The 19,545-nt window shown below is 70.3% G+C and carries 10 protein-coding genes and 2 pseudogenes; 7 read left to right on the forward strand and 5 right to left on the reverse strand.

The window, feature by feature from the left end:
- Window positions 1-108: 108 nt before the first annotated feature.
- Window positions 109-540 (reverse strand): annotated as a pseudogene (locus ACIP82_RS36125) (alpha/beta fold hydrolase); the annotation flags it as partial.
- Window positions 541-665: 125 nt separating this feature from the next.
- Between ACIP82_RS36125 and ACIP82_RS36130 the strand changes: the two are divergent.
- From ACIP82_RS36130 to ACIP82_RS36140, 3 genes are all read left to right on the forward strand, one after another.
- Window positions 666-1,838, forward strand: a complete 1,173-nt coding sequence (locus tag ACIP82_RS36130; protein WP_363614343.1) for a GlxA family transcriptional regulator — start codon at window positions 666-668, stop codon at window positions 1,836-1,838.
- A complete protein-coding gene (locus ACIP82_RS36135) occupies window positions 1,835-2,437 on the forward strand; it encodes an HD domain-containing protein (RefSeq protein ID WP_363614341.1) in 603 nt (200 codons plus the stop codon). The genes ACIP82_RS36130 and ACIP82_RS36135 overlap by 4 nt, the downstream gene beginning before the upstream one ends.
- A 131-nt stretch (window positions 2,438-2,568) precedes the next feature.
- Window positions 2,569-3,333 (forward strand): GNAT family N-acetyltransferase, encoded by a 765-nt coding sequence (locus ACIP82_RS36140; RefSeq protein WP_363614339.1) that lies wholly within the window; start codon window positions 2,569-2,571, stop codon window positions 3,331-3,333.
- Window positions 3,334-3,469: 136 nt separating this feature from the next.
- Here the strand turns inward: ACIP82_RS36140 and ACIP82_RS36145 are convergent, their stop codons facing one another.
- Complete coding sequence (locus tag ACIP82_RS36145) at window positions 3,470-4,348, reverse strand: EamA family transporter (protein WP_400659776.1); 879 nt, start codon at window positions 4,346-4,348, stop codon at window positions 3,470-3,472.
- 54 nt (window positions 4,349-4,402) lie between these two features.
- Here ACIP82_RS36145 and ACIP82_RS36150 point away from each other — a divergent pair, with 54 nt between their 5' ends.
- Complete coding sequence (locus ACIP82_RS36150; protein ID WP_363614335.1) at window positions 4,403-5,266, forward strand: MurR/RpiR family transcriptional regulator; 864 nt, start codon at window positions 4,403-4,405, stop codon at window positions 5,264-5,266.
- Window positions 5,267-6,300: 1,034 nt separating this feature from the next.
- Window positions 6,301-6,522 carry a hypothetical protein gene (locus tag ACIP82_RS36155; RefSeq protein WP_363614333.1) on the forward strand — a complete coding sequence of 74 codons (222 nt, stop codon included), beginning with the start codon at window positions 6,301-6,303 and terminating at the stop codon, window positions 6,520-6,522.
- 25 nt (window positions 6,523-6,547) lie between these two features.
- Here the strand turns inward: ACIP82_RS36155 and ACIP82_RS36160 are convergent, their stop codons facing one another.
- The 3 genes from ACIP82_RS36160 to ACIP82_RS36170 form a co-directional block, all read right to left on the reverse strand.
- Window positions 6,548-8,269: an acyl-CoA dehydrogenase gene (locus ACIP82_RS36160; protein WP_400659781.1), complete on the reverse strand. Its 1,722-nt coding sequence runs from the start codon at window positions 8,267-8,269 to the stop codon at window positions 6,548-6,550.
- Between the two features lie 71 nt (window positions 8,270-8,340).
- Window positions 8,341-15,216: an SDR family NAD(P)-dependent oxidoreductase gene (locus tag ACIP82_RS36165; RefSeq protein WP_400659783.1), complete on the reverse strand. Its 6,876-nt coding sequence runs from the start codon at window positions 15,214-15,216 to the stop codon at window positions 8,341-8,343.
- Window positions 15,217-16,192: 976 nt separating this feature from the next.
- Complete coding sequence (locus tag ACIP82_RS36170; RefSeq protein WP_400659786.1) at window positions 16,193-17,239, reverse strand: alpha/beta hydrolase; 1,047 nt, start codon at window positions 17,237-17,239, stop codon at window positions 16,193-16,195.
- Window positions 17,240-17,560: 321 nt separating this feature from the next.
- On the opposite strand from ACIP82_RS36170, the pseudogene ACIP82_RS36175 reads away from it, so the two are divergent.
- Window positions 17,561-17,814: pseudogene (locus ACIP82_RS36175) on the forward strand (hypothetical protein).
- 669 nt (window positions 17,815-18,483) lie between these two features.
- Window positions 18,484-19,494, forward strand: coding sequence for a LacI family DNA-binding transcriptional regulator (locus ACIP82_RS36180; RefSeq protein WP_363614715.1), 1,011 nt, complete (start codon window positions 18,484-18,486; stop codon window positions 19,492-19,494).
- Window positions 19,495-19,545 lie beyond the last annotated feature (51 nt).

Consider the following 19,545-nt stretch of genomic DNA (forward strand, 5'->3'; position numbering starts at 1 on the left):
GAAAGCTACCTCGCCGGCCTTCACCTCCGCGGCGCAATGATCTGGATCAAGGACCTCACCCGAACCCATTGATCACGACCGAATACGCGGCCTAGTGACCGCAGCGGCATCGGCCGGGCCCGGGGCGGCGAAGTGCGGGGCCGCCACCTCGTCCGCCGCCGAGACCAGGGCGAGCGCGCCGACCGTGCCCGCGGCGGCGCAGGCCAGGGCGAACGGCGCACCCTGGGAGTTGCCGAGCATGGCTGGACGGCCCAGTCCGCGCCGCTCGGCGAAGGCGCGGATGTCGGCCGCGAAATCGGCGAAGGTCCGCCCGGGCGCGGGGGTGGAGGAGCCGAGTCCCGGCCGGTCGAGGCTGATCAGGCGGACGCCGAGCGCGTCCACTGCGTCGGCGCCGAAGCCGAGTGCCCGGGTGGTGGCCGCGCCGGGGGAATGGAGGACGGGCGTTCCGTCCACCGGACCCCACTCCGCCCAGGCCAGCAGGCGGCCGTCGGGCAGGCGCTCCTCGCCGAGGCGGTCGGCGGCAGTGATGTGCACGTTCATGATCTCCAGCATGGTCGGCGCGGCCGCTCGGCGCCGCTGAATTTCGCGGCACCGGAACCCGGATGTCGTTTTCTGACACAACTGTGTCGTTGCCGTCGGTCGGTGCGGGTACGGATCATAGGCTCATGAGTCACAGCCATACCCGCCGCATCGCCATCGCCGTGTTCGAAGGGGTGGAACTGCTCGACGTCACCGGACCCGCCCAGGTGTTCTCCGCCGCCACCCGGCTGCTCGGCGAGGCGGCGCGGACGGGGGCGGCGGCGGGGGGTGCGGCAGGGGCGGGCCCTGGCGCGGACGCAGGCGCGAGCGTGGGCGCGTACGGGCGCGGACATGCGCGTGGCTACACCGTCGAGCTGGTCGGCCCCCGCCGGGGCGAGGTGGAGTGCGCGGGCGGGCTGCGGTTGTCGGCGGACCGGGCGTTCGGCGAGATCGACGGCAGCGGCATCGACACCCTGATCATCCCCGGGGCGCTGCAGCTGGGCCCGGACGGCTTCGAGCCCGCGGTGGACCCCGAGGTGGTCCGCTGGGTACGGGAGACCTCACCTCGGACACGGCGCGTGGCGTCCGTCTGCACCGGCGCGCACATCCTGGCGGAGGCCGGTCTGCTCGCCGGGCGCCGGGCGACCACGCACTGGGCCACCGCCGACCGACTCGCCGCGCAGTACCCCGACATCACCGTGGACGCGGACGCCGTGTACGTCCGCGCCGACCCGGTGTGGACCGGCGCCGGCGTGAGCGCCGGAATCGACATGTCCCTCGCGCTCGTTGCCGACGACCACGGGCGCAGGCTCGCCCTGGCGACCGCCCAGTGGATGGTGATGTACCTCCAACGGCCCGGAGGGCAGAGCCAGTTCAGCGCGCCACTGGAGCGGCAACGGACCGCCCGGGCCGACATCGCGGAGCTGCTCGCCTGGATCGACGCCCACCTCGACCAACGGCTGACGCTGCCCGTGCTGGCCGAGCGGGCCGGGCTGAGCGACCGCCAGTTCATCCGGGTGTTCACCCGCGAGACCGGCAGCACGCCCGCCGCGTACGTCGAGGCCCAGCGGGTCGAGGCCGCGCGCAGGCTGCTCCAGGAGAGCGACCTCACCATCGCCGCCGTCGCCGGCCGCTGTGGCTTCGGCTCCACCGAGACCTTCCACCGCACCTTCCGACAGCACACTTCCGTCACCCCTCATGCGTACCGACAGCGCTTCTGCGCCCCCGACCGGTCCAGCCGCCCGTCCCCGGCTGCCGACAGACCGACCGGCAGCCCGCGCAACGAGCTCGACACCTCCGTTCCAGAGGAGACTTCGTGACCTCCCTTCCGTCTCTCGCCCCACGGCCGGACACCGCCCTGGTCGAAACCGCCGAGCGCATGCTGCGCGCCGCCTCACCGGACGCACTGGTCGCGCACTGCCACCGCACATACGCCTTCGCCGAGGCGATCCTGGCCCGCCGCGGCCTCGCTCCGGACCGCGAGGCCCTGTACCTCGGAGCCGTCTTCCACGACCTCGGGCTCACCCCGGACTGGGACGACCAGGTCACGCCGTTCGAGGAGCGCGGCGCCCTGGTGGCCCGCGAGACGCTGCTGCGGGAGGGCGCGGACCCCGAGTTGGCGGAACTGGTCGGTGACGCCGTCCGCCTGCACATGGAGCTGACCACCGGCGACGACCCGCGCCCCGAGGTCGCCGGCATTCACCTCGGCTCCGCCGCCGACGTCCTCGGCCTGCGCCTGGAGGAGATCCCGCCGGACGCCGTCGACGCCGTTCTGGAGGCCTACCCCCGCCAGGGGCTCACCGCGTTCCTGCGCGAGGCCTTCGCCTCCGAGGCCCGCCGGAAGCCGAACTGCGCCACCGCGGCGTTCGTCCGCGACTTCGGATTCCTTGAACTGCTCGACGGAGGACCGGGCGAGTAACCCACTTGTCCCCGGGCCGGGCTCTGGCCGACGATGGCCGGACAAGAAACGTTCTCGGAGATCGGGTGGGCTGCGTGGCTGGAACGGAAGAAGACTGGGAGATCGGGCGAAGCATCGATGGCCTTCCGGTCGTGCGGTATCTACGTGGCGAGCGGGTGGGGCGGCCGTGGGCCGACCTGTTGGAGGTGCTGGACGCCGACGGCATCGCCGCTGCGGCCGCCGGCCCCACTGGTACGGCCGTCGACGCCACCGGTGCGGCCGTCGGCCCCGTTGATCCCGTCGAGTTCGTGCTGTCGGACATGTCCGGCTGGGTGGTCTCCGGCCCTGTCGGGCTCGGCGAGCAGCTGCTTCACCGCGGCGCGACCGTCCTCCGGCACGCTCACACCATGGAGTTGGATCTGATCGCTTGTCCTCCTTCCGCTGACTGGGCACAGACCCCGCTGCGAATCGGGTTCCGCACCGTTCCGTGCGACCGCGACGCCGAGGAGCTGTTCCCGGCAAAACGCGCCGCGTTCGCCCCCGGCCACCCCGACCACTCCCCCGAGCTCGACGACCAGTCCAGGATGGAGCGGCTGGCGGCCCTGCTCGCCGGGAAGGACATCGGCCCCGTACTGCCGTGCAGCAGGCTGGTGGTCGACGACGCCGACCAGGTCGTGGCCGGAGCCATCCTCACCAACCGCGACGGCCTGCCCTGGATCGCCAGCGTCTTCCGCCACCCCGACCTGGGCTACCCCGGCCTCGGCGGCGACCTGCTGCGCCTGGTCCTGGCCGACGTGGCCGACCGCGGACTCACCGAGGTGGGCCTTGCCGTGAGCGAGGGGAACCAGGCGCAGCGGCTGTACGAGAAGCTGGGGTTCCGGCTCACCAACACCTCGCTCACGGTCATCGTGCCCTGACCGCCGACCGCCGGCTTGGGACTGGTGGCCTTTCACGGGCGGGTCCTCCTGACGGGCGGGCCTCCCTCGTGGGCGGAACGCCTCAGGAACCCCCGCCTCAGGAACCCCAGTGACTCTCAGGGACTCTGATTGGCTCTCATGGACGGGCGAACTCCAGGACGGCGATCCCGGCCAGGACAGTGGCGCTGGCCGTCATCCGCAGCCGCCCGAGGCGTTCGCGGAAAACCACCGTGGCCAGCAGCGCGGCTATGACGATGCTCGTCTCGCGCAGGGCGGCGATGGTCGCCAGGTTGCCTCGGGACTGCGCCCAGACCACCAGTCCGTAGGCGGTCAGGGAGAGCACGCCACCGGCGATGCCCACCGGCACCACCGGCCGGATCCCCTCGACGAGGGAACGACCACGCCGGGCCCAGGCGATCAGCGCCAGCGCCGGGCCCTGAAGCAGGAAGAGCCAGGCGATGTAGCCGCCGACGGTACCGGAGTGCCGTACGCCGCTGCCGTCCAGCACGGTGTAAGCGGCGATCATCACCCCGGTACCGGCGGCCGCCCCGAGAGCGGGCAGCTGCGCCCGCCCGGGTATCCCCTTGGCGAGGGCGAGCCCGATCAGGCCGCAGGAGATCACCAGCACGCCGAGCAGTTCCCCGCCACCGAGAGCCTGGCCCAGCACCGTCGCGGACAGCAGGGCCACCAGCAGCGGCGCCGACCCGCGGGCGATCGGGTACATCTGCCCGAAGTCCCCCAGCTGGTAGGCCCGGAGCAGAAGTATCTGGGACGTCACCTGCATCACCACGGAGGCGAGAAGGTAGGGCCAGGCCGCGGCGGCCGGCAGCGGGTTGAACGCGACCAGCACGACGGCGCAGGCGGCATAGGTGAGGTTGATCAGGGCGAAGCCGACGAGCTTGTCCGGGATCCGATGCGCCAGCCCGTTCCAGACGGCGTGCAGGACCGCCGCGGCCAGGACGGCCACGGGCACGGCCGCCGTACCGCTCGGCAGCACGGATGCGAGTGCGGGCATGGCGAAACTCACCTCCAATGGGCTTGGAACTGAATTCCACGCTACCCTAGATCCATGGAAGAGCGTTCCGAATTTTCTGTTCTGGAATCCCAGCTGGCCGCGCACATCCGCGCCCACCTCGGCGACCTGCGCGGCACCGAGGCACGCGTCGCCCAGGTCGTCCTCGACCGGGGCGTCGACCTGGTGCACCTGAGCGTCAGCGACGTCGCCGCACTGGCCGGCACCGCGCCGTCGTCCGTGGTCCGGGCCTGCCAGCGGCTCGGGTTCCGGGGCTACCAGGAGCTGAAGATCGCCGCCGTCCGCCAGGCGCCGAGCCCGGCCCCCACCCCGTCCGACGACCAGGACCCGGCCGCCCGCGCACTCGCCAGCACCATCCACGCCGCCCGGGAAACGCTCGACGGCATGACCACCACCCTCACGGCGGACGACCTGCGGGAGGCGGCACAGGTGCTGGACGCCGCGAGCCACGTCGTGGTCGTCGGCGCCGGACTCTCCGGCGCGGTCGCCCTCGACGCCGCCTACCGCCTCCGCGCCCTCGGCATCCTCGTCGACGCCCCCGCCGACCCCCTCACCGCACAACTCGCCGCCGCACAACTCCCGCCCACCGCAGTCTGCCTGGCCATCAGCCACACCGGCGCGACACAAACGGTCGTCGACACCGCCCGCCGCGCCCGCACCGCCGGCGCGAACGTCATCGCCCTCACCAGCTACGCCCGCTCCCCCCTGAGCGACGCCGCCACCCACACCCTCGTCGCCGGCGGCCAGGACCTCGTCTTCGGCCTCGAAACCACCGCCAGCCGCATCGCCCACCTCACCGCCATCGACGCCCTCACCCTCACCCTGCTCGCCCTCCGGGGCCCGACGGCCGAGCACGCGCTGAACCTCTCGGCGGACGTGACGGCGGATCACGCGTATTGACGGGCGGTAGTTGTCGCTCGGGGGCGGACCTGTTGGACAATCGTTCAGCCGGACCGGCCTCGCGGATCGCCAGTAGGCTGACGCTGCCCGGCAGTTCCGCCGCCAGGTGGTGCGGGCGCGACTTGCGGACCTAGATGGGGCGGTATGTCCGTTTCGATGAAACTAGCAAGAACTGGCCACCTGGCAAGCTAAACCCGCAGGTCGCCAAGCTGCTCCCCGCGCGTGCGGGGTTGGTCCCAAACCTGACGGCGCCTGGCGTGTGGCCCGACTACATCTGGCGTGGCCGCGCCCTCACCGGGCTGGTCTCTTCAATCCGAGGGACATACCGAACAGCCCTGCTGCGACTGCGCCGAGCCATGGCACGAGGTAAGCCAGAAGGGGGACATCAATGTCCCAGACACGGACGGCCGTGATGATCAGGCCGAGAAGAACGAACTGCGCGATCAGATAGCTCAGGATCTTTCGCCGTGTGCTCCACGCGCGTATGCGCTCCACAAAGTCCCGCCTCATCACGCCCCCTGACCGTCGTTATGACACGCACGATGGTAAAGCTCCGAGAACATCAGGCGGCACCCCATTCACCCAACGTCGAGAACAGACCTTCAGTCACAGGACATCAGCCGGCCTCGACGGACTCTTCGGCTCGGGCGCCAGCCGGGCGGCAGGAGACGGTGCCGTTGAAAGCACGGCGGTCGACGACGACCGCGCGCCTCGCCGTCACCGCCTGCTTCTGTGCCCGAGTCACCCACGGCGAACCGCGATTCGCTCCACGCCCGCCCGAAGTCCGACACGATCCCGCACGCCGAGGCTGCGAGAACGCGTATCGGTGAGATGACCGATGTGCGGGGAGCGGGGGCGTAGCCATAGTCCTCGGGAGATCGTTCGCGGGTGGCCGTGGTGCGCCCGGTTTTCGAAAGGACCTTCTGTGGACACGTATGCGGATCTGGTCGCGGACGATCGCGGTGAGCGCGTGGAGCTCGGCCGGCCCGGCTTCTGGACCGAGCGGTGGGCACGGCCCTTACGGGCGAGGGTCGGTGGTCGTCGGTCGCGGCGCGCTCGGTCTCGGCGGCGGCGATGGAGGCGACGACCTGGCGCAGCAGGGCGGCCGCGACGGCGCGGTCCAGGGTGGCCTGGAGGGTGGGCAGGTCGGTCGGGTCGGTGTCCTCGGTGATGCCTTCGTCTGCGAGCAACGGGGCGACAAGGTCCCCCGGCAGTGGTTCTCCTCGTCCTTCAGACGCACGCCCGAGTCGCTCTGAAGGGTCATCGTGAACTCGTTGGCCGCTAGGAGGTCCAGGCACCGACCATCGAGGCCACATAGTCGGGGTCTCCCAGCGGGGCGCGAATCAGTTCGGTCGGCACGGACATCACGTCGACCACCTGGGGTGCTTGATCGTGGAGCCTGCGGCAGAGGCGGTCGATGAGTTCGGGCAGGGCGCGGGCGTGCGACGGTGTCAGATAGCCTTCGACGAGGTACCAGGCGAGGTCGGCGGCGATGTGTTCGAGTCGCAGAAGCTGGTACAGGTCCTGCACAAGAGGTTCCCCGGCATCGGGACAGCTGTGCAGTGCTTCGGACAGGATTCGGGTGCTGTGGGCCAGGGCGAGTTGTTCGGCGTGGGAGGACAGGTTGTTCCATGCCTCGTCCGGTGTGAGGCCTGCCGCCGTCGCGGCGGCGAGCTGCTGAGCGAGTTCGGCGTGCAGCTGGCCCTCGCGTCTGCGGAAGAGATGGGTGAGGGTGCGGGGGTTCTCCAGGTCCGGGGGTTCAGGGCCGGATAATTCTGCGGGGGGCTCGTACTCCACTTCCCGAACCATCGACCAGGCCGCGTCCAGCAGGATGAGGTGGTTGTCGCCACCGGCGGACCGAAAGGCCATCGTCAGGGCCTGATAGTCGATCAGCCGGTTCTCCGAGAAGAATCCGAGTGCGCCTGCCGTTTCGCGGCAGCGGTCGACGGCGCTGTCCGAGAGCCGATCGACGGTGACCTTCGCCAGTCCGAGGCCGCGTATGACCGAGGGCGTGGCTCCGGGAGCGCTGCTGCCGCTGTCCGGCGGGATGTGCCAGCTCGGGTGGGTGGCCTGCCGGGCCAGGGCAGTGGCTGCCTTCGCTCTGGCCGCGGCACCGAACAGAAGCCGCTGCTGGTGCAGATGGTCGAGCGCGGGCCGCCTGATGTGCCATCGGTCGACGGTCTGTCGCCGAGCCGCGTGCGGCAGGGCGATCGCCACTGCTGCACGGGCGGCCGCCGCGAGTCCTGCGGTAACCGCTCCCCAGGCGAATCTGCCCACGGTCAGGCTGCGGCGGGTCCGTTCGTCGGCACTGCCCAGTGGATCGTGGAACGAGCCGTCCGCTGTGATGGTCGCGCCGTCGGCGAGCCAGCGTTCGTCGGGGACCCGGACGTTGTCGAATCGGACAGTTGCGTAGTCCAGCGGGAGAAGCGCTGTCGGGGACAGCGGGCGGATGGCGATGCCGCCGCAGGGTCCGGTTTCGTCGCGGAGGGGGACGAGGAAGAAGAACGTGCCGCGGTCCGTCCCTGCCATGTCCAAGCGGGCACTGACCACCGCGAGTCGCTCCACGCCGTCCTGGGCGACGTTCACAGGGAACTTGGCGGCGGCCGCGTCCGGGGTGTGCAGAACGAATGTCCGCGTTGACGGCTCCCAGCGGGCGCGGGTCCGGGTATGCGCGATGCTGCTCCCCCGGCCGATTTCCGTTATCAGGGCCGCGCCGACCGCGCGGGCCGTCGTCAATGTGGTGATGTCCTCGGGTGTGGCTCCGCAGACGAGGGCCGGCCCGATGGTCATGCAGTGGTGCAGGAACATCACGTGGAACAGTCGGGGGTCGGCCATGGCAGTCAGTTCGAGCAAGGAGCGCAGACGGTCATGGTCGGCGAGCAGCGGCGTGTTCGAGGGCAGCGCGGCGGTGATCCGGAGCAGTGCCTCGTAGGGGACGCCGCCGGACGCCTGGGTTGCGGTGCCGATCAGTTTGACCAGGTCGGGGTCGTAGGTGTGGGTCATCGCGGTGCTCCAGGGCTGTCGGGCGAAGGGGATTGAGGACGCCTTCGGTGCCGGAGGGCTGACTGCCCCGCTCAGAGGACGGTTGTGGGGAGCCATTGCTGGATGGTGTCCGCCTGGTGGGAGGCGTACTGGGTGATCATGGTGAAGTGGTCGCCGGTGGCTTGGCGCAGTGTGTGGGGTACCGGCCAGGACAGGCTGGGGGTCGCCCGGAGGTAGAGCGTCGGGGTGTCGATGGGGGTCGGTGTCCAGTGGGCCATGAGTTGGACGTAGGCCGCTGTTGCGGTGAGTGCGGCGGTGCCGTAGAAGCCGCCGGCGACGGCTTGGGCGAGACGGCCGGCCGATGCCTCGTAGATTTCGTGCCGGGTGTCGGCTGCGGGGATGGTGTCGAGGAGGATCAGGCCGCTCGCCGGGTGACGGTGTTCTTCGAGGCGCTGCGCGAGTGTGTGTGCTATCCAGCCGCCGGAGGAGTGTCCGAGGAGAACGAAGGGCTTGTTTTTCGCGGTGATCTGCGCGGTGGCATCAACGAGGATGTCGAGAAGGGTGGTGAGTGATTCCGGGAGGCCCTGCCCCGGGTGGTAGCCCGGATAGTGGAGGGACCACATCTCGTGGTTGCCCAGGTGCGCTGCCAGCTGCGCGTACTCCGGCCGCTGCGGGGTCGAGGGAAGTGAGGGGAGGCAGACCAGCGCGGGGGCCTGCGTACCGTGGGACAGCTGGTCCGGGGGTGTCAGGTCGGAGGGTTCGGGGGTGGTGAAGGTGGGGCGCAGGCGGGCGGCGGCGCGGAGCAGGCGCATTCCGGTCTCGGTGTCTCCGCTCTCGACGGCGGTGGTGAACTCCGTGATGAGGACTGTGTCCTCCTGGTCTTGCGTGGGGGGAGTGGTAGCGGTGCCCTGCTCGGAGGCGAGTTGTTCTTCGAGGTGACGGGCGAGGGCGAGTGGGTCGGGGTATTCGAAGACCGCGGACGGGGCGAGTCGCAGCCCGGTGGTGTTGGCCAGGAGTGTGCGCAGTTCCACGGAGGACAGTGAGTCGAATCCACTGTCGCGGAACGAGCGCCCGCTGGGGATGTCCTGGAGGTCGGGGTGGCCCAGGACGTCGGCCGCGAGGGCGCGTACCAGGGTCGTCAGTTCCTCAAGACGCTCCTCGTGCGGGAGGTCGCGGACCCGCTGTGGCCACGACAGGTCCTTCTCCTCCGTGGTCCGGCGGACAGCAGGAGCGCGGGTGAGGTCACGCAGCAACGGGGCGAGCGATCCTTCTTCGGCCTGGGCCTGGAGGGTTTGCTGTTTGAAGGAAGCCGCGAGCAGGTAGGGGCTCTGGACGGCCAGTGCCGTGTCGAAGAGGGCGAGTCCGTCGTCGGCCGACAGGGGGCGGTAGACGGTCCGTGAGGCGCGGTCCGTCGAGCTGTCCTTGGTGAACATGTGGCTGGTCATGGCGCTGCTGTCGGCCCACAGTCCCCAGGCGATGGAGATGGCGGGCAGGCCGCGTGCGCGGCGGTGGTGGGCCAAGGCGTCGAGGTAGGCGTTGGCGGCGGCGTAGCCGGCCTGGCCGGCCTGGCCGATGGCGGTCGAGGCGGAGGAGTAGAGGACGAAGGCTGCCAGGTCGGCGTCCTGGGTGAGTTCGTGCAGGTGGTTGACGGCGATGGCTTTGGGGCGCAGTGCCCTGTCCAGTTGTCGGCTGGTCAGGGACTGGAAAACGGCGTCGTCCAGGGCGCCGGCCGTGTGGATGACGGCGGTGAGGGGGTGTTCGGCAGGGACGGTGGCGAGGACGGCGGCCAGGGCGTCGCGGTCCGCGGCGTCGCAGGAGACGATGTCGACCGTCGCGCCTTCGGCGGAGAGCTCCTGGGCCAGTGCGGGGGCTCCGGGCGCTTTCCCGCCCTGTCGGCTGGTCAGGAGCAGGTGCCTGGCCTGGTGGGTGGCTACGAGGTGCCGGGCGAGAAGGGATCCGAGTCTGCCGGTACCGCCGGTGATCAGCACGGTGCCGTTCGGGTCGATGGTGCGGGGGATGGTGAGGACCAGTTTGCCGGTGTGCCGTGCCTGGCTGAGGGTCTGGAACGCCGACCGGGCGTGGGGCAGGTCCCAGACCCTCGTGGGCAGGGGCGTCAGGTCGCCGGCGCGGAAGTGCTCCGTGAGACGGCCGAGTACGGTGCGCAGTTCGTCCAGCCTGATGTCGAGAAGGTCGGAGGCCAGGTAATTGACACCTGGGTGCCGGAAGGCGACGTCCGTTGCGTCGCGCAGATCTGTGACGCCCATTTCGATGAAGTGGCCTCCGCGCGGGAGCAGTCGCAGGGAGGCGTCGATGAACTCTCCGGACAGGCTGTTGAGCACGGTGTCCATGCCCTGCCCGTCGGTGGCGGTGAGGAAGGCCTGCTCGAACTCCAGGGTGCGGGAGGAGGCGATGTGGTCGAGAGGGATGCCCATACTTTGCAGGGTGTCCCATTTGGCGGGGCTGGCCGTGGCGAAGACCTCGGCACCCAGATGCTTGGCGAGCTGGACCGCTGCCATCCCCAGCCCGCCGGTGGCCGCGTGGATGAGGACACGCTGGCCCGGTTTCAGAGCGGCCAGGAATTCGAACACGTATGAGGCGGTGGCGAAGGCCACCGAAGCCCCGGCCGCCTGGGTGAACGTCCAGCCGTCCGGGATCGGGGACACCGCCCGGTGGTCTGCCACGACCACGGGTCCGAAAGCACTGGCTGTGCGGTCACGGCCCACCAATAGCACCATGACGCGGTCGCCGGGCACACATGAATCCACGGCGGATCCGACTTCTGTGACCACTCCCGCCGCTTCACGCCCGAGGCTGGCTCCGGGGTCGACCACGCCCAGCGCCACCAGCACATCGCGGAAGTTGAGGCCCGCCGCCCTGACATCGACGCGGACCTGTTCGGGTGAGAGCGGTACGGCTGCTTCCGGTGCCTCCCGCAGACGCAGGCTCTCAAGGGTGTTGCCTTCCCCCGGGGCGAGCTGCCAGGACGTCGCGCCCGGTGGCGGGGTGAGCAGGGCGGCCGGGTCCAGCGTGGCCAGGCGGGGCACGAAGGCGAGCCCTTTACGCAGCGCGATCTGGGGCTCGCCCGAGGCCAGCGCGAGGTGGAGGGCCTCCTGGGAGGCCTCTGTGTCGTCGAGATCGACGAGGGTGATGTGGCCGGGGTGCTCGCTCTGCGCGGTACGGACCAGTCCCCACACGGCGGCAGCACCGAGGTCGCCGATGTCCTCCCCTTCCTGTACTGCCACGGCCTGGCGGGTGATGACGACCGGGGAACTCCCGTCCGCGAGGTGTGTCCTGACTCCCACGAGAACGGCGAACAACCGCTCCGTGAGCGTGGGCAGGACCGGGACCTCAAGGACGTCCACGTCCGGCCGGCTCCGTACCGCTGCCTGCGCGGGCAGCGGCAGCGGCCGCCATACCTGGGTGAACGCGTTGTCGCGGCGGCTGAGCCGCTGCTCTCCCACGGGGCGCAGGGTGAGATCCTTCAGTGATGCGACCGTCTTGCCCGCGGTATCCGTGACCGTGACCGACGCCGGACCGCCGGCGGAGGCGGAGATGCGGGCTCGCAGCTCGGTGGCACCCGAAGCGTACAGGTGCAGCCGGCCGACGCTGAAGGGCAGTTCCACTCGCTGGGGATCGCGCAGGTTCAACAGCAGCGGATGCATGGCCGCGTCCAGCAGGGCGGGATGCAGGGCGAACCTGTGGGCCGTGTCGTGCTGTTCCTCCGGGAGCCGTACTTCGGCGTAGAGGTGGTCGCCGTGGCGCCACAGGGCCCGTAGCCCCCGGAACACCGGTCCGTACTCGTACCCGACGGCTTCCAGCCGCTCGTAGAAGCCGTCGAGCGCCACGGGCTCCGCGTCGTGGGGAGGCCATGGTGCCGTTGTCTCCGGAGCGCTTTCCCCGCCGGGTGCCAGGATCCATTGCGCGTGCCGGTCCCAGGCGAGGTCGGCGGGAGCGTCCGCTCCGCGGGTGTAGACAGTGGCCGTGCGCTGCCCCGCCGTGTCCGCCGGGCCTACGACGATCTGGAGCAGCAGGTCCTGCGTCGGGTGGAGGACGATCGGTGTGAGGAGGGTGAGATCACTGACCTGTGCGTGGCCGATCTGCTGTGCGGCCTGCAGGGCGAGTTCCATGACCGCGGTGCCGGGCAGGATCACGCTGCCCTTGACCGCGTGGTCGGCCAGCCAGGGATGAGCATGCAGGGAGAGCCTGCCGGTCAGGATCCGGCCGCCGTCCTGGGCGGTGTCGATCTCGAGTTCGAGGAACGGGTGCTCCACTGTACGCAGTCCCGCCGTCGCGGCAGTGGCCGCTTTCTTCGGCGGAGTCAGCCAGAAGCGCTTGTGCTGGAACGCGTAGGTCGGCAGGTCGGTGTCCTCGCCCCCGGACGTCGCCCAGCTCCAGTCGGCGCGCACACCATGGCAGTGGGCCTCGGCCAGCGCGGTGAGGAACCGGGGCATCCCCCCGTCGTCGCGCCGCAGCGTGGTGAGGACCGTCGCGTCGCCAGCGGCGCCGTCCACGGTCTCGTGGATCCCCGGCGCCAGGAGGGGGTGGGGGCTGATTTCCAGGAAGAGACGGTGCCCGGCCGCGAGGGCCGCTCCGATCGTCTCGTCGAAGCGCACGGTCTGCCGCAGATTGCGGTACCAGTAGTCCGCGTCCAGCAGCGCATCGCCGATGTCGTTTCCGGTCGTGGCCGACAGGAAGGGGGTCTCGGGCGCGTGGGGCCGAAGCGCGGCCAGATCCGCCAGGATCCGTCCGCGGACCGCCTCGACAGCGGAAGAGTGCGAGGCGTAGTCGACATTGACGCGTCGCGCCTCGATACCGTCGGCCTCGGCCTGGGCGAGGAGTTCTTCGATGGCGTCCCTGCCACCGGCCAGCACCACGCTGCCGGGCCCGTTGACGGCGGCGACCTCCAGTTGCCCTCCCCACCGTGCCGCGTACCGGCGCAGTGCGTCCACGCCGCTACCCGTGCAGGAGACCATGCCGCCCTCGCCGGCGATGGCCACCAGCGCACGGCTGCGCAACGCGGCGACACGGGCGGCGTCGGACAGGCTCAGCGCACCGGCCACATGCGCGGCGGCGATCTCGCCCTGGCTGTGTCCGATGACCGCAGCCGGGCTCACACCGTAGGACTGCCACAGTTTGGCCAGGGAGACGGAGACGGCGAACAGCAGCGGTTGGAGAAGATCCACACGCTCGGGAACATCCATGTCGCGGGCGACCTTCATGAAGTCGCACTCCACGAATTCGCCCAGCGCCTCGGCACACTCCTGCATCGAACGGGCGAACACCGGTGAAGTAGCGAGCAGTTCATGCGCCATACCAGGCCACTGCGCGCCCTGGCCCGGAAACACGAAGACCGCACCGGGCTCGTCACGGCGGACCCCGGTCACCACACGGGGATCCCTCTCTCCCCTGCCCAGCACGTCCAGGGCGGCGAGGAAGGACTCCGGATCCGTCCCCACCACCGCCGCCCGGTGGTCGAAGGACGTCCGGGTGGTGATCAGCGACCGCCCCAGACTCCGGGCGTTCGGGGACGGGGAACCGCGTACTGCGGAAGCCAGCCTCCGGGCCTGCTCCCGGAGCGCTTCGGGACCGTCAGCGGACAGAAGCCACACCCCTGGATCCGCCTCCACCCCGGACCGGGGCTGCGGCCGGCCCGGAGCCGACGGAACACCTTCGAGGATCACATGCGCGTTCGTACCGCTGATCCCGTACCCGAGAACCCCCACCCGGCGGGGCCGCCCCGTCCGCGGCCAGGGCCGCTGCTCGTTCAGCAGGCGCATCCCACCGGCCGTCCAGTCGACTCCGGAGTGAGGATCGGCCGCGTGCAATGTCCTGGGCAGAATGCCATGCCGCATGGCCATCACCATCTTGATCACTCCGGCGACACCCGAAGCGGCCAGGGAATGGCCGATGTTGGACTTCACCGACCCCACCCACACAGGGTGGTCCACCGGGCGCCCGGCGCCGTAGGTCGCGGCGATCGATGAGGCCTCGATCGGATCGCCCACCGCTGTACCGGTGCCATGGGCCTCCACCGCATCCACATCTGCGGATACGAGCCCGGAGTCGGCCAGAGCCAGTGCGATGACCTCCCGCTGTGAGGGCCCACTCGGAACGGTCAGTGCCTGACTCGCACCGTCCTCGTTGAGCGCGGATCCACGGACCATCGCCAGTACGGGCAGCCCCAGCCGCTCCGCCTCAAGCGGTGTGGCCAGCAAGAGGGTTCCCACCCCCTCGGCCAGAGCGAATCCGTCGGCGTCCGCGGCGAAGGCCTTCGAGCGCCCATCGGCAGCGAGTGCCTGCTGACGGCTGAACTCCAGCAGGTACTGAGGCCCGGCACCCACCGTCACCCCGGCGGCGAGCGCCATGGAGCACTCGCCCGCCCGAAGAGCACGCACCGCGAGATGCAGAGCCGCCAACGACGACGAACATGCCGTATCGACCGTCAGAGTCGGACCGGTAAGACCCAGAACGTAGGCGATGCGGCCGGCAGCCACACTCAGAGTGCTGCCCGTCACCAGGTACCCATCGGCCTCGGTACCACCCCGCTCCGCCCAGGCCGCGTAGCCGCTCTCGGTGGCACCGACATAGACCCCGGTCCTTGTCCCCCGCAGTACCCGCGGGTCCAGACGCGCCCGCTCGCACGCCTCCCACGCACACTCCAGCAGCAGACGCTGCTGAGGATCCATCCCCAGGGCCTCCCTCGGACTGATACCGAAGAAATCAGCGTCGAACCCGGCCACATCCGTCAGGAAGGCACCACTACGAACATAGGTTTTCCCGCCCGCTCCGCGGTCCGAATCGAACAACTGCTCCGGATCCCACCCTCTGTCCCGAGGCAACGGTTCCGACACGCAAGTCTCATCGGTGACAAGGCGCCAGAGATCCTCCGGTGATTCGACCCCGCCCGGAAACCGGCAAGCCATTCCCACGATCGCAATCGGCTTACGCTCCGTGAACATGTTGCTCATCCTTCCTATCCAGGGCGACGCCGGCCATCAACAGCTGGCCGTTCACCCTCTGGCAGACCCTGGGTTCCGGGCCGGTGCGCACAGACCCAGGACAGCGGTGACTCGTACGCTCGGAGAACGGGCCGGACACGGCAGCCCGCGGGAACTCCGGAGCCGACGACGCCTCACAGATCCGCCTCACCGCCTCCGCGGGAGCCTGCGACTCCAATCGCCCGGCCGGACGATACGGATGTCTCCCGCAGGCTCACCGGCGACAGAGCGGTAAGCACGGCGGGGCCTACTCGGTGATGCGGGTGCAGTAGAACCACTCGTACCGGTGCACCCGCACCCGGCCACCCCGCGCCGGAAGCTGCTCAGGTCCGTCGTGCAGGCGGATACGGACAATGCCCATACGGACCTCCCGTGGTGAAACCGGAAGCACTCCCGCAAGGAGCGCGCGGCCAGGCGAAACAGCGCACGACAGCCCAGGCGCACCCCCCGGACACCCAGCCCCGATGGCCGGGCCCCAGAGTCCCGATACGGCCGTGCCTTCCCTTAAACCGTACCCGCACCAACCCCGCGCAGCACCCGGCGGCCGCGGACCTGTTGAACCCCGACCGGTGAACACCTGACCGCTGCCCCGCCCGCGCGCTGCTGGGCAGGCCGCCCGTGGGATCGAGCTGCATGTCGGCGGCGGGTGAAACGAGGTGCTGGATCACTCTCCGTGCCGGAGTCACGGAGCGTCACCGGAACCGCGATTCACCCGCCGCCGAGAGTCCCATGGAACCAGCAGATCAGAGGGCCGCAGCCGAGCTGCTCCCCGCGCGTGCGGGGTTGGTCCCAGTAGCTCGAAGGGCTTGGCCTCCACGGCCGGCTCCTCCCGAACAGTTCGAGAAGTCGACGAAGTTCGTGGAAGCGGTGCGCAAGTGCACCTGCCCGACCTGCTGAGCACCGACGACGAACTCCCGACTTCAATCGCCCGGCCGCCGTAACGCGCTCAGCAGGCAGGTCCGTTACTCGCATCGGACTGGGTGAGGATGCGCCGAAGCCAGCGGTAACGGGCGTTGCGGGCGTCCTGGGTGAGGGCCGCCTGTGGCGCACAGGTGTCGAAGCCGTGGAAGGCTCCGGGCCATACGTGCAGTTCGGCCTGGCCACCGGCCTGCCAGATCGCGTTGGCGTAGGCCACGTCCTCGTCTCTGAAGGTCTCGGCCGATCCGACCTCGATGTAGGCCGGGGGCAGCCTGGACAGATCCGTGGCGCGGGCGGGTGCGGCGTAGGGCGACAGGTCCGCCGCACCGTACTGGTCGCCCAGCAGTGCCTGCCACGCGGTTGCGTTGGAGGTTCGGTCCCAGGTGTCGATGCCGGCCATCTGGTGGCTGGAGAAGGTGCTGTTGCGGTCGTCGAGCATGGGGCACAGGAGCAGTTGCCCGATCGGCGTGGGCCCGCCCCGGTCACGGGTGAGCAGGGCGAGTGCCGTGGCGAGTCCGCCGCCGGCACTCTTCCCTCCGACAATGATGCGGTCCGCGTCGATGCCCAGGTCGGCCGCGTGCGCGGCCGCCCAGACGAATCCGGCGTAACAGTCCTCCACCGGCCCGGGGTACTGCGCCTGCGGTGCCAACCGGTACTCGACCGAGATGACGGCCAACTCCAGTGTGAGAGACCATTCGTGGAGCAGCTGCGGAAGTACGGACCACGCATTGCCCATGACCATTCCGCCGCCGTGCATGTAGTACAGCAGCGGCAACGGCCCGGCGATCCCGGCGGGCCGCGCACTCACGAGCGTGACGTCCTGCCCGTCCGACGTTCCTGGCACGCGCAGTTCGTCCACCTCGAAGCGGCCGCCGGCCCGGAGATCCCGGACCGTCGGCCTGGGCCTGGCCGCAACATCCCGCTCCTGCCGGGCCGCGAGGCTCTCCGGGGTGAGCGGCTCCCTTGCCGCGTCTCCCAAAGCCGCCAGCGCCGCGCCCAGTTCGGGGTCGAAAGGTGGTGCCTCCCAGGCCTTCGAGACAGGACCGGGCTCCGGCGACATGCCACCGATGCTCATGCCAGGCCATCCTGTCGGGCGAGGGAATACCGGCCGACATTCCGGTCGGAACAGCTCGTCAGCACGTCCGTGCATGCGGGGAACGCTCGCGCGAGGTCCATGCGGTGCAGTCAATCACCTGCCGGGCGAAGGTCACAGGTCGAGGTCGTCGGCCCGGAGCTGAACTGCATTATCAGGTCTCGGCGTTGTCCTGTGCCGGCTGACGAGAAGGGGCGATGGCCATGGCCGACGACTGGCATCTTCCGAGGAGCGTGGGTCGCCGGGGTGAAACGGCACTTCCCCGGGGAGCCGAAGCCGGGACACATCGTTCAGCGGGAGGAGATGCCGGACTGGAAACGTCGTTCCGCGGCGGCGGTGTTCGGGAAGGTGCGGACTTCGCGAAGGTGCGTGGCGACACGACGGCCGGGCTCACACACGAGCAGAAGGGACGCTTTGTCGCGCTCTGCCGGCTCGCGAAGGTCCACAAGTACATCGAGGACCCGAAGCCGAGCTACGTGGCGGACTGGGACGCACTGCCAAAGTCGCAGAAGGAAAGCGGCGCCGACATCTTCGAGGCGGTCGAACGGATGGCCTGACGCGCCACCGCATGGATTCACCGCCCAGACTGCCCTCCGACCCTGCGAGCGGCCGGAACCGGTGCCGCACGGGGTAGGCTGCCGCGCGGCCCGTGCCTGCTGGCACAACCCGGCTCGGGCAGCAAAGTTGGCGTTGCTGCCGACCCGCGGAAAGGAATGGTCGATATGTCCGTTTCACTGAAAGTTGCACAGATCGGGCAGTCGGCCAGCTAAAGTCGCAGGTCAGCAAGACTGCTCCCCGCGCGTGCGGGGTTGGTCCCGAAGGCGCTGCGCTTGTCCTCGGTCGGGTCGGCTGCTCCCCGCGCGTGCGGGGTTGGTCCCCTGCTGGGGCTGCTGGGCGGGATTGCCGGGATCCGCTCCCCGCGCGTGCGGGGTTGGTCCCGGGGATGATCTCCCTCGGTACGCCCTGTGGGGCTGCTCCCCGCGCGTGCGGGGTTGGCCCCGGCCACCCCCTCGGGTCTGGTGGCCTGCTCCCCGGGTGTGAGGGGATCCGGCTCCTTGTACTCGTCGTACATAGATCCTCCCGCTTCCCCGCACACCCGGGGTTGGTCCCATCATCGCCGGCCTCGTCGTGATGGCCCTGGCCTGTTTCCCCGCCCCGGCGGGGCTCCTCCGGCCCGTTATGGACAGCGAATCGGCCTGTCAGGGGTGGTGTGTAGGCTCGCGGGCATGGCGAGGGTGACGCGGGACGATGTGGCGAGGGTGGCGGGGACGTCTACCGCGGTTGTGAGTTATGTGATCAACAATGGGCCGCGGCCCGTCGCTGCCGCGACGCGGGCGCGGGTGCTGGCGGCGGTCGAGGAGTTGGGGTACCGGCCGAACGGGGTCGCGCAGGCGATGGCGCGGCGGCGGACGAACCTGATCGGGATGGTGGTGCCGGATGCGCGGCAGCCGTTCTTCGCCGGGCTGGCGCACATGGTGGAGCAGGCGGCCGCGGCGCGGGGGCGGTTGTTGCTGATCGGGAACTCGGACTATGTGGACGAGCGGGAGGCGCACTACATCCGGGCGTTCCTCGGTATGCAGGTGGACGGGCTGATCCTGGTCACGCAGGATCCGGCGGTGCCCGGGGTGGCCGGGCTCGGGGCGGGGAACGAAACTCCGGTGGTGCTGCTGCATCACCGGGCGGAGACCGAGAGCGGCGTTGCCGTGGTGGCGGACGACGAGGGCGGGGCCCGGGAGGTCGTGCGGCATCTGCTGGGGCACGGGCACGCGGAGGTGCACTGCTTCGGCGGGACGTTGGCGCTGAGCCCGAACGATCCGGTGACCGGCCGGACCGCCGGGTGGGCGGCGGCGCTGGCGGAGGCCGGGCTGGCGACGGAGGGGCGGCTGACGTCGGCGCCGTTCGACCGGGTGCGGGCCCATGCCGAGGCGCTGGTGCTGCTGGCGCGGCCCGACCGGCCGTCCGCCGTGTTCTGCGCGACGGACGACCAGGCGATCGGGTTGCTGCGGGCCGCCGACGATCTGGGGATCCGGGTGCCGGAGGATCTGGCGGTGGCCGGGTTCGACGACATCGCGGAGGCCGTCATCGCGGGGCCGGCGCTGACCACCGTCGCCACCGCGCAGGACGAGATGGCGCGGGCCGCCGTCGATCTGGTGCTGGGCAAGGAACCGCAGGAGGGTCAGGCGGGTGCGCGGATGTTCCCGGCGCGCCTGGTGGTCCGGCGGTCCTGCGGCTGCTGAACGAGCCGAGCAGCTGAACGAGCCGAGCAGGACAAGAGGAACGGGAAGAAG

This window comes from Kitasatospora sp. NPDC088548, from assembly GCF_044753005.1.
Taxonomy (GTDB): domain Bacteria; phylum Actinomycetota; class Actinomycetes; order Streptomycetales; family Streptomycetaceae; genus Kitasatospora.

Coding starts and splice junctions, on each gene's coding strand:
- ACIP82_RS36160 (WP_400659781.1), bottom strand. CDS start 8,269: ATGACCCACACCTACGACCCCGACCTGGTCAAACTGATCGGCACCGCA.
- ACIP82_RS36145 (WP_400659776.1), bottom strand. CDS start 4,348: ATGCCCGCACTCGCATCCGTGCTGCCGAGCGGTACGGCGGCCGTGCCC.
- ACIP82_RS36150 (WP_363614335.1), top strand. CDS start 4,403: ATGGAAGAGCGTTCCGAATTTTCTGTTCTGGAATCCCAGCTGGCCGCG.
- ACIP82_RS36165 (WP_400659783.1), bottom strand. CDS start 15,216: ATGAGCAACATGTTCACGGAGCGTAAGCCGATTGCGATCGTGGGAATG.
- ACIP82_RS36170 (WP_400659786.1), bottom strand. CDS start 17,239: ATGAGCATCGGTGGCATGTCGCCGGAGCCCGGTCCTGTCTCGAAGGCC.
- ACIP82_RS36130 (WP_363614343.1), top strand. CDS start 666: ATGAGTCACAGCCATACCCGCCGCATCGCCATCGCCGTGTTCGAAGGG.
- ACIP82_RS36180 (WP_363614715.1), top strand. CDS start 18,484: ATGGCGAGGGTGACGCGGGACGATGTGGCGAGGGTGGCGGGGACGTCT.